Source organism: Comamonas serinivorans, assembly GCF_002158865.1.
In the GTDB taxonomy this organism is placed as follows: domain Bacteria; phylum Pseudomonadota; class Gammaproteobacteria; order Burkholderiales; family Burkholderiaceae_C; genus Comamonas_E; species Comamonas_E serinivorans.
The window spans coordinates 3,027,396-3,041,053 of record NZ_CP021455.1; the positions used below are offsets into that span (position 1 = coordinate 3,027,396).

General features: G+C 69.7%; 12 protein-coding genes. 6 read left to right on the forward strand and 6 right to left on the reverse strand.

Annotated features, from left to right (window positions below; translation table 11 throughout):
- Positions 1 to 17 precede the first annotated feature (17 nt).
- The 3 genes from lptF to CCO03_RS12815 are packed head-to-tail and all read left to right on the forward strand — an operon-like array spanning position 18 to position 2,616.
- The gene (gene lptF, locus CCO03_RS12805; protein ID WP_087281624.1) at positions 18 to 1,127 is read left to right on the forward strand and encodes an LPS export ABC transporter permease LptF; all 1,110 of its coding nucleotides are present in this window, start codon (positions 18 to 20) and stop codon (positions 1,125 to 1,127) included.
- Positions 1,124 to 2,224 (forward strand): LPS export ABC transporter permease LptG, encoded by a 1,101-nt coding sequence (gene lptG, locus CCO03_RS12810; protein WP_087281626.1) that lies wholly within the window; start codon positions 1,124 to 1,126, stop codon positions 2,222 to 2,224. Before lptF ends, lptG begins: the two co-directional genes overlap by 4 nt.
- Complete coding sequence (locus CCO03_RS12815) at positions 2,221 to 2,616, forward strand: sirohydrochlorin chelatase (RefSeq protein WP_087281628.1); 396 nt, start codon at positions 2,221 to 2,223, stop codon at positions 2,614 to 2,616. The genes lptG and CCO03_RS12815 overlap by 4 nt, the downstream gene beginning before the upstream one ends.
- Positions 2,617 to 2,868: 252 nt before the next feature.
- Here the strand turns inward: CCO03_RS12815 and CCO03_RS12820 are convergent, their stop codons facing one another.
- The 5 genes from CCO03_RS12820 to mltG all read right to left on the reverse strand — a co-directional run bounded on the left by CCO03_RS12820 (position 2,869) and on the right by mltG (position 6,565).
- Positions 2,869 to 3,252, reverse strand: a complete 384-nt coding sequence (locus CCO03_RS12820; RefSeq protein ID WP_087281630.1) for a PilZ domain-containing protein — start codon at positions 3,250 to 3,252, stop codon at positions 2,869 to 2,871.
- 3 nt (positions 3,253 to 3,255) lie between these two features.
- On the reverse strand, positions 3,256 to 4,383 hold the full coding sequence (locus CCO03_RS12825; protein WP_087281632.1) for a DNA polymerase III subunit delta': 1,128 nt from the start codon (positions 4,381 to 4,383) through the stop codon (positions 3,256 to 3,258).
- Positions 4,383 to 5,090, reverse strand: a complete 708-nt coding sequence (tmk, locus tag CCO03_RS12830; RefSeq protein ID WP_087284652.1) for a dTMP kinase — start codon at positions 5,088 to 5,090, stop codon at positions 4,383 to 4,385. The genes CCO03_RS12825 and tmk overlap by 1 nt, the downstream gene beginning before the upstream one ends.
- A gap of 257 nt (positions 5,091 to 5,347) precedes the next feature.
- A complete protein-coding gene (locus tag CCO03_RS12835; RefSeq protein WP_157667675.1) occupies positions 5,348 to 5,524 on the reverse strand; it encodes a hypothetical protein in 177 nt (58 codons plus the stop codon).
- Between the two features lie 36 nt (positions 5,525 to 5,560).
- The gene (gene mltG / locus CCO03_RS12840) at positions 5,561 to 6,565 is read right to left on the reverse strand and encodes an endolytic transglycosylase MltG (RefSeq protein ID WP_169717503.1); all 1,005 of its coding nucleotides are present in this window, start codon (positions 6,563 to 6,565) and stop codon (positions 5,561 to 5,563) included.
- A gap of 136 nt (positions 6,566 to 6,701) precedes the next feature.
- Between mltG and ygfZ the strand changes: the two genes are divergently transcribed.
- A complete protein-coding gene (ygfZ, locus tag CCO03_RS12845) occupies positions 6,702 to 7,706 on the forward strand; it encodes a CAF17-like 4Fe-4S cluster assembly/insertion protein YgfZ (protein WP_087281636.1) in 1,005 nt (334 codons plus the stop codon).
- 379 nt (positions 7,707 to 8,085) lie between these two features.
- Positions 8,086 to 10,692 carry a transglycosylase domain-containing protein gene (locus CCO03_RS12850; protein WP_087284656.1) on the forward strand — a complete coding sequence of 869 codons (2,607 nt, stop codon included), beginning with the start codon at positions 8,086 to 8,088 and terminating at the stop codon, positions 10,690 to 10,692.
- A gap of 38 nt (positions 10,693 to 10,730) precedes the next feature.
- Here the strand turns inward: CCO03_RS12850 and CCO03_RS12855 are convergent, their stop codons facing one another.
- Positions 10,731 to 11,159: a hypothetical protein gene (locus CCO03_RS12855; RefSeq protein WP_157667676.1), complete on the reverse strand. Its 429-nt coding sequence runs from the start codon at positions 11,157 to 11,159 to the stop codon at positions 10,731 to 10,733.
- Positions 11,160 to 11,281: 122 nt separating this feature from the next.
- On the opposite strand from CCO03_RS12855, the gene dnaG reads away from it, so the two are divergent.
- Positions 11,282 to 13,393: a DNA primase gene (gene dnaG, locus CCO03_RS12860; protein ID WP_087284658.1), complete on the forward strand. Its 2,112-nt coding sequence runs from the start codon at positions 11,282 to 11,284 to the stop codon at positions 13,391 to 13,393.
- Positions 13,394 to 13,658: the final 265 nt, after the last annotated feature.

Below are 13,658 nucleotides of genomic sequence, written 5' to 3' on the forward strand. Positions count from 1 at the left end.
GCTTTTCGTTTGAACCAATGTTATTCGATTCCACCCTGCGCAAAGAGCTGGGCCGATCGTTCAGCGCGACCTTGGTCATTCTGGCCACCATCGTGATGACGATGATGCTCATCCGCACGCTGGGCCTGGCATCGGGCGGCAAGGTCGACCCCGCCGACGTGATGCTGGTCATGGGCTTCACGGTGCTGGGTCACTTGCCCACGATCCTCACGCTCAGCCTGTTCATCGCCATCGTGGCGACACTGTCCCGCATGTATGTGCAAAGCGAGATGGTGATCTGGTTGAGCTCGGGACAGAGCCTGCTCGCCTTCATCCGCCCGCTGGCGCGCTTTGCCGCGCCCGTGGTGGTGGTGATTGGCCTGCTGGCCCTGTTGGCCTGGCCCTGGGCGAATCAGCAGGTGCAGGAGCTGCGCACCCACTTCCAGCAGCGGGGCGACATCGACCGCGTGGCCGCCGGCCAGTTCCAGGAGTCGGCCAATGGCGAACGCGTGTTCTTCATCGAGAAAGACGCCTCGGGCAAGGAACAGGGCAGCAACATCTTCATCGCCACGCGCGACGCCAAGTCCGAAACCGTGACCTCGGCCCAGTCCGGCCACCTCGAGGTCATCAACGGCGACCGCTTCCTGATGCTGGACAAGGGTCAACGCACCCAGATCGACCTGGCCACGGGCGATCTGCGCATCAGCACCTTTCAGCAGTACGGCGTGGTCATCGCCACCAAGGTGCTGGACAACACCGCCCTGCAACGGCCGCGCGCGAAAAGCACCGCCGCCCTGCTGGCCGACCCCTCGGCCCCCAACCTCGGTGAGCTGAGCTGGCGCATCGGCTTGATGCTGGCCGCCTGCAACCTCGTGCTGCTGGGCGTGACCGCGGCCAACGGCAACGCGCGCAGCGGGCGCACCGCCGGCCTGATCTTTGCCTTGCTGGCCTTCGTCGTCTACTACAACCTGCTGGCCTTCACACAAAGCTGGGTCAGCTCCGGCAAGATCGGCATCGTGCCTGCCCTGGTGGTGCTGCACGGCGGCGTGTTCACCGGTGTGCTGGCCTGGCTGCTGCTGCGCAACCGCCGCTGGTCCTGGCGTGACCTGCTGCCCCAGCCCACACCCCAGGCAGGGCCCACCGCATGAAAACCATCCGTCGCCTCATCCATGGCGAAGTGCTGCGCGCCGTGCTGTTCGTGGTGCTGGGCTTTCTGGCGCTGTTCGCCTTTTTCGACATCGTGGACGAACTGGGTGCGGTCGGCCGCAACCAATACACGCTGTTCAACGCCCTGACCTACGTCGGCCTGCTGCTGCCCGCCCACCTGTACGACCTGCTGCCCATCGCCGTGCTCATCGGTGCCATCTACGTCATGGCACGCCTGGCCGCCGATTCGGAATACACCATCCTGCGCACCAGCGGCATGGGGCCGGGCCGCGCCTTGACCACGCTGCTGAGCCTGGGCTGCGCCTTCGTCGTGCTCACCTTCGGCATCGGCGACTACGTGGCCCCCCAGGCCAACCGGGCGGCGCAGCTGCTCAAGGCCCGTTTCGACGGCGACATCACCGTGGGCCAGACCGGCGCCTGGATCAAGGAGCGCATGGGCGAGCACAGCGTGTCGGTCAATGTCGGCCGCATGAGCCCCGACGGCACCATCGCCAACATCCGCATCTTCGAGTTCGACGCGCAAGCGCGCCTGGTGTCGGCCACGCGCGCCACCACGGGTGTGTTCGACCGGGGCGAGGCCTGGCTGCTCAAAGACGTGCAGCGCACGGAGTTCGCGCCCGCCGGGAGCGATGGCGCCCTGCGCATCACGCGGCAAAGCCTGCCCGAATGGCGCTGGCCCACGGCCTTGAGCGCCAGCATGGTGGCGGCCTCGCTGCTGAGCCCCGACCGCATGCGCACGCTGGACCTGTTCCAGTACATCTCGCACCTCAAGGCCAACAACCAGGACGCGCAGCGCTACCAGATCGAGTTCTGGCGCAAGGTCTTCTACCCGCTGAGCTGCCTGGTGATGATGATGCTGGCCCTGCCCTTTGCCTACCTCCACTTCCGCTCGGGCAACATCACCGGCTACGTGTTCGGCGGCGTCATGGCCGGCATCAGCTTCTTCCTGCTCAACAACGTGGTCGGCTTCATGGGCAACCTGAACCAGTGGCAACCCTGGCTCACGGCGGCCACCCCCAGCCTGATCTACACCGGCATTTCGCTGCTGGCCCTGCGCTGGCTGGTGCTGCGCCAATGACCCTCTCCACTGCCTTGCCCCGCCGGGGCCGCATCCTGCTCGGCCATGGCTCGCGCGACCCCCACTGGCGCGCCGGCCTGGACGCCGTGGCCCACACGCTGCGCCAGGCCGACACCCCCTGCTGCTGCGCGTTCATCGAACTGTGCCCGCCCACCCTCCACGAGGCGGCCGATGCGCTGCTGGCACAGGGCTGCACCGAACTGTGCATCACGCCCATGTTCCTGGGCCTGGGCCGGCACGCGCGGCACGACATCCCCGAGCTGGTCGAGCAGCTGCACCAGCACCTGCGCCAGCGCCAAATCGAGGTGCCGATCCACCTGGAAGCCGCGCTGTGTGACCGGCCCGATTTTGCACAGGCGATGGCGGCGTTCATTCAGCCGAAAGGTGGATGAATCACAAGAGTATGGCCCTGTTGCCGTTGATAAAATCACGGCAACCGAGCTATACCCCCACACTTGGATTGAACGCCAGCACCAGCTTGGCGTTTTCCTGCGCCTGCGCAGCCCGTAGTGGGGCGATGCATGCCCCGGGCATGACAACCCAGGCGACGGGCCCGGATGCGATGCGGCCGCGTCGTGAACAAGCGCCTCAGATCGGACACAGATGCCGACCTCGGCCCCGCATTCACTGGCCGCACTGGCGATTCAGATGGTTTGATTGGGCCGGTCCGACCCCAGGTGGGCGCCCAGGATCTGCTCGATCTTGAGCTTGAGTTCCTGCGACTTCTCGTCCCCCGGAAAACGCACGCCAATGCCCTGCGTGCGGTTGCCGGACGACCGCGCCGGCGTGATCCAGGCCACCTTGCCCGCAATCGGGTAGCGCTGCAGGTCCTCGGGCAGCGTGATCAACACCATCACATCGTCGCCCAGCCGATGCGACTTGGTGGTGGGGATGAAGATGCCGCCATCTTTGAAGATGGGGATGTAGGCCGCGTAGAGCGCGCCCTTTTCCTTGATGGCCAGCTGGATGATGCTGGGCCGCGCGGGTTGGTTCTGAGGAGCGGCAGAGCCGAGGGGAGCAGTCGACATGGCTCAGGCAGGTGGGGTGCGAAAACCCGAGTTTATGGCCTGGCTTGCCTCGCTCACAAGGAACTCTGTCATGAGTCCGGCCTGAAACGGGTGCTCGGCCGTGCGGGCCGCGGTCAAGAGCGACTGCGACCAGCGCACCAGCGATCGCCCGTCGGGCCAGGGGCGCCCCCGGCCGGTCCGACCCGCGCCCTTGCCCGCGTCGGTGAACAGCGCTTGCAGGGTCGCTGCCGGAAAGTAACGCGGCTGCGCCCCGCAGCCCAGGGCCATCAGGTCATGGCACAGCTTCTGCAGGTGCGCCACGGCCTGCGGCGGCGGCTGGTCTTTCAGCCAGGCCGGCTCACCCTGGGCCAGCGCCTTGGGCAAGGCCACCCAATCGGCGGCAGTCAGCCCCGAGCTGGCCAGGGCCAGCGCGTCGGTCGGCCGGCCACCCGCCATGGCCAGCAGGGCCTGGGCCTCATCGCCCGACACGCCGCACTGCGCCAGCCAGCCGATGGCTGCCTGCGCATCGGGCCAGGCCAGGGCGTGGGTGATGCAGCGGCTGCGGATGGTCGGCAGCAGCAGGTGCGCGGCCTCGCTGGCCAGCACAAAGCGCAGGTCGCCGGCGGGCTCTTCCAGGGTCTTGAGCAAGGCGTTGGCCGAGATGGCGTTCATGCGCTCAGCCGGGTAGACCAGCACCGCCTTGCCCCGGCCGCGCGCACTGGTGCGCTGGGCGAACTCGACCACCTGGCGCAGCGCCTCGACCCGGATCTCCTTGCTGGGCTTGCGCTTTTTCTCGTCCAGCTCGGCCTGAGCCTTCTCCGGCAGGGGCCAGCCCAGGGCCTGCATCTGCACCTCGGGCATGACGACCAGCAGGTCGGCATGCGTGCGCACGGCCACCGCGTGGCAGCTCTCACACTGGCCGCAGGCCACCCCCTGAGCCTGGGGGGCATCGCACAGCCAGGCCTGCGCCAGCATCAGCCCCAACTCGTACTGTCCCAGGCCCGAGGGCCCTTGCAGCAACCACGCATGGCCGCGCTGGGCCAGCAAGCCCGTCAGCTGGGTATGCAGCCAGGGCGATGGCGGCAACGAAGAGGGCGCCGCATACGTCGGTGTGGCGGGTTTGGCCGCAGCCCGGGGTGCGCGCGTCGCCATCAGGAGATCTCCCCCGTCGCAGCCAGCGCCTGGCTGACCTGGTCCGGCGTCAGCAGCTGCCGTTGTTGTGCGGCCCGCAGGACCTGCTCGCGCACCTGCGCGCGCGGCTGGTCCGAGTCGATGCGGACCACCCGCTGGGGCGCCGCCGCCATGCGCCGGGCGTAGCCGCTGCGCACAGCGTCGAAAAACGCCTCGGGCTGCGATTCGAAGCGATCGGGCACGCGCGCCTTGGCCAGGCGCTGGGCCGCTTCGTGCGGCGACAGGTCGAACCACAGCGTCACATCCGGCTGGCGCAGCGCGGCGCCACCGTCCGCCGCCACGCCATCGCGGCTGGCCTGCACCATGCGCTCCAGCTGCGCCAGGGTGTCCCAGTCGAAGCCGCGACCGGCACCCTGGTAGGCAAAGGTGGCATCGGTGAAGCGGTCGCACAGCACCAGGCTGCCGCTGGCCAGCGCGGGCTCGATCACGGTGTCGAGGTGGTCGCGCCGGGCCGCGAACATCAGCAAGGCCTCGGTCAAGGGCGACATGGCCTCGTGCAGCACCAGCTCGCGCAGGCGCTCGGCCAGCGGCGTGCCCCCCGGCTCGCGCGTGAGCACCACGGTGTGCCCGGCGGCGCGCAGCGCATCGGCCAAGGCCGCGATGTGCGTGGATTTGCCGGCTCCGTCGATGCCCTCGAAACTGATGAAGTGCGCCCGTGTGCTGCTCATCCGCGTATTGTCGCCCGGCACTGGCGGGTTCCGACGGCCGGCCGGGCCGCGATGGCTTGCGGCAGGTGGCGTGACTTGGATCGATTCACCATGTCAACCCAGTATGCACCATCACCCGATTATTTGAAAACAAGAATGGCCGCATACTCCTTCAAATTCCACCCTGAATCAATCTCTGCACACGCAAGGGGCGGATCGAGGTGATCGCCCCGCAGATGGGGCGCTCGCCAAGCCTTCGTGGGTGGGAAAGTCTTGGGTCAGGCCCTGGTGATCGACAACAAGCCCGGCGCAGCCGGTCTGATCGCGCTCGGACTCAAGCCGACCCAGACGCCAGCGGCCCGGGCGATCAGGGCGATCGCACCGGCTACAGCCTTGGCCGAGTCGTCGTTACCGGGGATCACATGGTCGATGCCATCGAGGCGCTCGATCGCCACGGCGCCGGCCACAACGCGGCGGCGCAGCCCAGGCGCTCATTGCGCGCTCGACGCGGGTGCCGAGGCCGCTTCCTGCGGCAGCGGCCCGCTCTGCTGGCCGCGCTGGTACAGGTTGACGGCGCGGTTGTGGTCCTGCAGGTTGTCGCTGAAGTGGCTGGTGCCATTGCCCCGCGCGACGAAGTACAGCGCCTTGGTGCGCGCGGGCTGCACCACGGCGATCAGCGCGTCCTTGCCCGGCAGCGCGATGGGCGTGGGCGGCAGGCCCGTGCGGGTGTAGCTGTTGTAGGGCGTGTCGGTCTGCAGGTCTTTCTTGCGCAGGTTGCCCTGAAACGTCGCCCCCATGCCGTAGATGACGGTGGGGTCGGTCTGCAGCGGCATGCCGACCTGCAGGCGGTTGAGGAACACGGCCGCCACCATGGGCCGTTCGCTGCCGCGGCCCGTTTCCTTCTCGACGATGCTGGCGAGCTTGAGCAGCTCGTCGGCGCTCTTGAGCGGTGTGTTGGCTGCGCGCAGCGACCAGGCAGCGTCGAGTTGGCGGTCCATGCGCACCAGCGCCTGGCGCAGCACGGTCAGGTCGCTGGTCCCGCGCGGGTAGGTGTAGGTGTCGGGGAAGAAGCGCCCTTCGGCCGGCACGCCGGGCCGGTCCAGGGCCTTCATGAGGTCGTCGGTGCTCATCGCGGCCGAGTCGGGCAGCAGGTCGGGCGCCTTGGCCAGCGCGGCACGCGCCTGCGCCAGCGTCCAGCCTTCGATGAAGGTCACGCGGTGCACGGCCTGCTCGCCCTTGACCAGGCGCTCCAGCGCCCGCTGCGGGGTGTCGCCCTGCTCGACCTCGTACACGCCGGCCTTGATCTGCCGCGACTCGCCCGAGAGCCGGAACCACGCGTACAGCAGCCACGGGTGGGTCTGCACGCCGGCCTTGTGCATGCGTTCGGCCACCTGCTGGGCCGAACTGCCGCTGGGCACCGAGAACTGCACATTGGGTTTGTTCAGCGGCAGCGGTTGCTCCAGCCACCAGAACAGGTAGGCCGCACAGGCGGCCATCACGATGAGGATCAACACCCCGATTGCTCGAATCACCCGCACGGCGTTTGTCCTTTCAGCACATGCCCCTGATCACCTCGGTGGCGCCCGTGGCCCCAGACCTTGCATTCAGGGGCCCGGATCATAATTCAGGCCCATGATCGCCAATTCTGTGGCCCCTGGCCATGTCCCCCTTGCTCACCTGGGCGTCATTCGCGTTCAGGGCCCCGACGCCATCGCCTTCCTGCATGGCCAGCTGACCCAGGATTTCGCCCTGCTGCCGCCGGACCAAGCCCGGCTGGCGGCCTGGTGTTCGCCCAAAGGGCGCATGCTGGTGAGCCTGATCGGCTTCTCCAGCGTGGTGGCCGAAGGCGCCGAGCCTGCCGTGCTGCTGGTCCTGTGGCGCGACCGCATCGAGGCCATGCTCAAACGCCTGCGCATGTTCGTGCTGCGGGCCAAGGTCACGCTGACCGACGTCAGCGACGAACTCGCCCTGCACGGCCTGCTCGGCGACACCGCGTTGGCCGCGGCCCCCGAGCTGCAGCGCAGCTGGCAGCGCGCGCACCGGGCCGATGGCGTGGACGTGGTGCGCCTGCCCGGCGCGATGCCGCCGGCGGCGTTGTCCGGTGCGTCCGGCCAGGCGCTGCCCGAACTCGCTCGCGCCCTCTGGGTGGCGCCGCGCGGCCAGATGCCCGAGGGCCCCGCCCTGCCCCTGGCCGCCTGGCTGACCGCCGAGGTCTGGAGCGGCGTGGCGCCGGTCATGACGGCCACAGCCGAGGCCTTCGTACCGCAGATGCTCAACTACGAAAGCGTGGGCGGGGTGAACTTCAAGAAAGGCTGCTACCCCGGCCAGGAGATCGTGGCCCGCAGCCAGTTCCGCGGCACGCTGAAGCAGCGCGCCTTCGTGGGCCGGGTGCAGGGCGCGGTGCAGAACGGCGATGAGGTCTGGACCACGGGCGAGGACGCCGGCGTGGTGGGCACCGTGGCCCTGGCCGCGCCGGCCGAATCGGCAGACCCCGCCGAGGCAGGCAGCGCCCCCTGGGTGATCGCGTCGCTCAAGCTGTCGGCGGTGGACGAGCGGCTGCCGCTGGCCATCGGCGGCGCCAGCGGGCCCGCGCTGGCAGGCCTGGGCTTGCCCTACGCCCTGGCCGACGACCTTTGAAGGCGATGCCGTGGGCGTGCGACATGCGGCGCTGGAGGCGCGTCATGACAAGGCAGTATGAGCAAATACCCGTTTGTCCAGTATCGGCAGTCACCTCATACTCCCGATTCATCACCCTCTGTGAATCAGCCCAAAGGGCTGGTGCATCGCGCAGCCACACACGCCTCGCGCCCCCCACACACAAGCCCGCGATGCCACGCCAGTGCCCCTGCGCCAGCAGGCTGACGGCCTGATGCGCGCACGATCCTCCCGCACCCGCCACAACGCCCTGGCGCGCCGGGCCGTCGCAGCCGCCTGGCGTCTCGGCACACGCCTGGGCGTACGTCTCGACGCAAGCCTTGGCGCAAGCCTGGGCGCCCGCCTCGGTGTCGGCTTGGGCATGACAGCCTTCAGCATCGGCGTCAACCTTGGCCTCGGCCTGAGCCTGCTCCTGGCTCCAGCTGCGGCCCAGGCCAGCGCCCTGCCCACGCCGGCGCAGGTGCAGGCCGACTTCCAGTCCTCGGACACGGTGATCCTGGATCGCCACGGCCAGCCCCTGCACCGCCTGCGCAGCGACAGCCAGGCGCGGCGCGGCGACTGGGTGGCATTGGCCGAGATCTCGCCCGCCATGCGCAGCGCCCTGCTGCTGAGCGAGGACCGCGATTTCTACGCGCACAGCGGCGTCGACTGGAGCGCCGTGTCGGCGGCCGCCTGGGCCAACCTGTGGCACACGCGCACCCGCGGGGCGTCCACGCTGACCATGCAGCTGGCCGGCCTGCTGGACGAGGACCTGCAGGCCAGGGGCGCGGGCCAGAGCGGCCGCAGCCTGGGCCAGAAGATCAACCAGGCCTGGGTCGCGCGCCAGCTCGAAAAATCCTGGCGCAAGGACCAGATCCTCGAGGCCTACCTGAACCGCGTGCCCTTCCGCGGCGAGCTGGTCGGCATCGACGCGCTGGCCCGTTCGCTGTTCGCCAAGGCGCCCAGCGGGCTGGACGCGCGCGAATCGGCCATCGCCGCGGCGCTGATCCGCGGCCCCAACGCCGCGCCCGCCGTGGTGGCGCGGCGGGCCTGCCAGGTCTGGCAGAGCATGCAGGCCGCGGTGGCCATCCCCAGCAGCCCAGCCCAGCCCAGCCCGGTGCAAGCCGGCACGGGGCAAGCCAGCCCCGCCCGCGCGGCGAGCGCCGCCCCGCCCGCCGGCCTGCCGTCGGCCGAGGGCAGCGACTGCACCGCCATGGACCTGCTGACCACGGCCGCCCTGCGCCGCCAGGCCTTCGTCCCCAGCGATGGCCTGGCGCCCCACCTGGCACGCCGGCTGGTGCAGGCGGCTCGCCAGGCCAGCCCCCAGGGCACGGCGCCGGCGCGCATCGCCAGCACGCTGGATGCCCGCCTGCAGGCCGAGGCCGCAGCCAGCCTGCGCCGCCATTTGCGCGAGATCCGCCACCGCAACGTCGAAGACGGCGCCGTCGTCGTGCTGGACAACCGCAGCGGCGAGGTGCTGGCCTGGGTGGGCTCGTCGGGCGAGCTGAGCCAGGCCAGCGAGGTCGACGGCGTGACGGCGCGGCGCCAGCCAGGCTCGACGCTCAAGCCCTTTTTGTACGCCCAGGCCCTGGCCGAGCGGCGGCTCACCGCCGCCTCGCTGCTGGAGGACGCGCCCACCCAGGTGGTCACGCCCACCGGCCTGTATGCGCCGCAGAACTACGACAGCCAGTACCAGGGCTGGGTGTCGGTGCGCACGGCGCTGGCCTCGTCGCTCAACATCCCGGCCGTGCGCACGCTGGCCATGGTGGGCCCCGAGGCCTTTGCCACGCAGTTGAACGCGCTGGGCCTGCGCCTGGCGCACACGGGCGGCCACTACGGCCTGAGCCTGGCGCTGGGCAGCCCGGATGTGAGCCTGCTCGACCTGACCAACGCCTACCGCGCCCTGGCACGCGGCGGTCGCTACAGCGAGACACATGTAACCCCAGTACAACTCAATTCCCGTTCATCTCAAAACGAAAACAGGACGATACTGGATGAAAATGCTGCCTTCATCGTGGGCGACATGCTGAGCGACCCCATCGCCCGCGCCCCCACCTTCGGCACCGCCAGCGTGCTGGCCACGCGCTCGTGGACGGCCGTGAAGACCGGCACCAGCAAGGACATGCGCGACAACTGGGCCCTGGGCTGGTCCGACCGCTACACCGTTGGCGTGTGGGTCGGCAACGCCAGCGGCCAGGCCATGTGGGCCGTCAGCGGCGTGAGCGGCGCGGCCCCCGTCTGGGCCGACCTCATGCTGTGGCTGCACCGCGAATCGCCCTCGCAGGCGCCTGCGGCCCCGCCCGGCGTGGTGCAACAGGCCGTGCAGTACGGCCCCAGCAGCCTGCGCCCTCAGGCGCCGCCCATCGAGGCGCCGCGCAGCGAATGGTTTGTGCGCGGCACCGAGCAGGCGCAGTTCACCGTCCCCGCGCAACGCCTGGCCGACGCCGACGCCACCCCCGCGCATGTTCAGCGCCCAGGCCAGGCCAGCGTGGGCCGGCCAGCCACGACCACTGCACCGACGCGCACGGCGCCGTTGACGGGCGTGGCGGCCAGCCGGCTGGCGGCCGGCAGCGGTCGCCCCTCCCCCCAGGCCCTGGCGCGCGTGGTGCGCGCGCCAAGCAGCCCGGCCAGCGCGCCCGTCCAGGCGCCGCCCGCGTGGTGGTCACCCGCCGTCACCGTGGCCGCGCAGGCGGGGGCTGCCCGCATCACGTCGCCGGCCAGCGGCACCATCCTGGCCCTGGACCCCGACATTCCGCCCGCCAACCAGCGCCTGCGGCTGACCAGTGATGCCACGGCCGCGCAGGGCCGCAGCCTGCGCTGGTTCATCAACGACACCTTGCTGACGCAAGGCGCGAGCGCCGCCTGGATGCCCCTGCCCGGCCGCTTCACGGTGGTGCTGAAGGACGCGCGCGGCCAGCCGCTCGACACGGTGCAGATCGAGGTGCGCGGTGCAGGCCTGGTGCAAAGCCCCGGCCCCGGCCGGCCCTGACCGCCACCGTCAGCACACCAGGCTGAGGTCCAAGCAGGTCATTTGGGCGTAGCCGCGCTCTTGGCCCCAGCGGCAGCCCGTTCGTTGCAGGTCGTGAGGAGCCTGGACCACGTGGCCGTCATGTGGCGCTCGCGCGCCTCCTCCGTCAAGCCGTCGTAGGGCTGGGTGTTCAATTGCGCCTCGAGTTGCTTCATGGCCTCGTCCCGCACCGCCCTCGATTCGAGACGCGCCTCGACATAGGCTTGCCCGCCCGCTTGGTAGGCCAGGGCTTTGTAGTCCGCCGCGGTGGGCAGCTCCGGCACCCGCTTGCCCTGCGCGTACAGGTGCTGAAACAGCGCATGCGCGTTGCACACCATCATGGCGTCCGCGAAGGCCTGACGGTGCTGTTCCTCCTGCGCCACGGCGGACGCGCTTGCGCCGCCCACCAGCAGCGCGATGACCAAGGGGTACAGGGTTGTCGGTGTCATGGGCATCTGAAGCCAGAAAGGCCTGTCGGGTTGATTCAAACGGCTTGAGTCAGCGCACGGTGATCCGCGTCGAACTGGCCCCAGGCATCCGCCGGGTTGGGCTGATCCGCGACAATCGGCCCATGGCCATTCCCCAGGGTTTCATCGACGACCTGCTTGCCCGCACCGACGTGGTCGAGGTGGTGGGCCGCCATGTGCAGCTCAAGCGCGCCGGGGCCAACTACCAGGGCCTGTGTCCGTTCCACAGCGAAAAATCGCCCAGCTTCACGGTCAGCCCCAGCAAGCAGTTCTACCACTGCTTCGGCTGTGGCAAGAGCGGCAACGCCATCGGCTTCCTGATGGACCACCTCGGCAGCGGCTTCGTCGAAACCGTGCAGGACCTGGCGCAACAGGCCGGGTTGACGGTGCCGCAGGAACAGGTCAGTCCGCAGGAGATGGCGCGCCAGCAGGCCCAGCGCGAGCAGCGCAAGACGCTGACGGAGGTGCTGGAGCAGGCCGCCCAGGCCTACCGCGAGCGGCTCAGAACCACCCCGCTGGCCATCGACTACCTGAAAAAGCGCGGCCTGTCGGGGGCCATCGCCCAGCGCTTCGGCCTGGGTTACGCGCCCGACACCTGGCGCGGCCTGGCCAGCGTTTTTGCCGCCTACGACGACCCGCTGCTGGAGCACAGCGGGCTGGTCATCCACAACGCCGAGGAGGACAAGCGTTACGACCGCTTTCGCGGCCGCGTGATGTTCCCCATCCGCAACGAGCGCGGCGAGTGCATCGGCTTTGGCGGCCGCGTGCTGGGCGACGAGAAACCCAAGTACCTCAATTCGCCCGAGACCCCGGTGTTCAGCAAGGGGCATGAGCTGTACGGCCTGTACGAAGCCCGCAACGCCATCCGCGATGCCGGCCACGTGCTGGTCACCGAGGGCTACATGGACGTGGTGGCCCTGGCCCAGCTGGGCCTGCCCAATGCCGTGGCCACGCTGGGCACGGCCTGCACGCCCGACCACATGACCAAGCTGTTCCGCGTCACCGACCAGGTGGTGTTCAGCTTCGACGGCGACGCCGCCGGCCGGCGCGCCGCGCACAAAGCCCTGCATGTGGCCTTGCCGCTGGCCACCGACGTGCGCACGGTCAAGTTCCTGTTCCTGCCCGCCGAACACGACCCCGACAGCTTTGTGCGCACCCAGGGTAAGGCCGCGTTCGACCAGGCCGTGCAACAGGCCGTGCCGCTGTCGCGCTTCGTGATGGACGTGGCCAGCGAGACGCTGGACCTGGAAACCGCCGAAGGCCGCGCGCAAACCGCCGTGCGCGCGGGCGAGCTGTGGCGCTTGCTGCCGCAGGGCACGCTGGCCCAGCAAATGCTGGGGGATCTGGCCAGCCTGGTGCGCATGGAGGCGGCGCAGCTGCTCGAGAGCTGGCAGCGCCAGGGCCTGCTGGGCAAAGGCCGGCCAGGACGGGGCGAGGCCCCGGCTCGCCCCACTTCACCCAGTATCAAGCCATCCCCGTTTGCTGATGAACGGAAACATGACCATACTGCTCATCCACCTGGTTCAGACTGGTCTCAGGATTTGGGCGGGTTCGACAGCTGGCCCACGGCCGAATCCACCTGGCCCCAGGATGGCCACGGCGCCTGGCCGGGCGCCCGCCACGAAGGCCGCGAGTCCCGTGATTCCCGCAGCAGCCATGGCGGCCGCGGCGAGCGCGGCGCCTTCCGCAACGACCGCGGCAACCGATTCAAGGGCAAGGACACCACCGCCGGCAAACGCTGGCAAAGCCACAGCGGCCCACCCGGCATGCCCACGCCGCGCAGCGAGCATGCGGCCCGGCTGCTGCTGGCGCAGATGGAGCTGTGGGCCACGCTGTCGGAAACCGAGCACAGCCTGCTGTGCGAGCAACCCGCGCCCGTGGGCCCGTTGATCCGCTGGCTGGATCGGCAGTTTCAGGACCATGGCACCGTGGCCTGGGGCGTGCTGGTCGAGCAGCTGCAAGGCCAGCCCTTCGCCGACTTTGCGTCGCAGCTGATGCGCACGCACAAGGACCTGACGGCGCCGCAGGCCAACTTCGCCGAGCTGGAAAGCGAGATGCGATCCATCATGTTCGGCATCCGCCGCGACGCCTGCGCGGCCCAGGAAACCCGGGCCGCCCTGGCCAACGACATCGAGGGCCTGAAGCGCGCCAAGCTCGCGCGCGAAGAGCTGGACCGGGCCCAGGCCGCCTGGGCCGCGCAGCGCGCCGCCTCCTGAGCCAGCGAGCGCCAGATCAGCGGCGGCCGAGACCGCGGCCGCCCACCGAGGCAGCGAAGGCCGCGGGCTGCTTGCACCACTGCGCCAAGGAGGCTTGTTCCCAACCGCGTCGGCCGACGCCTGTTGAGCGGCCAGAGGCAGTGGCCTCCCGGCAATCTCGAGCACGATGTCGGTGCCGTTCGTGGCCGCACACTGACGAACACGCCGAACAACGCGCACATCGCGTTCGGGGTGGACAGCTACTAGGGCATTGCATGAACACCAA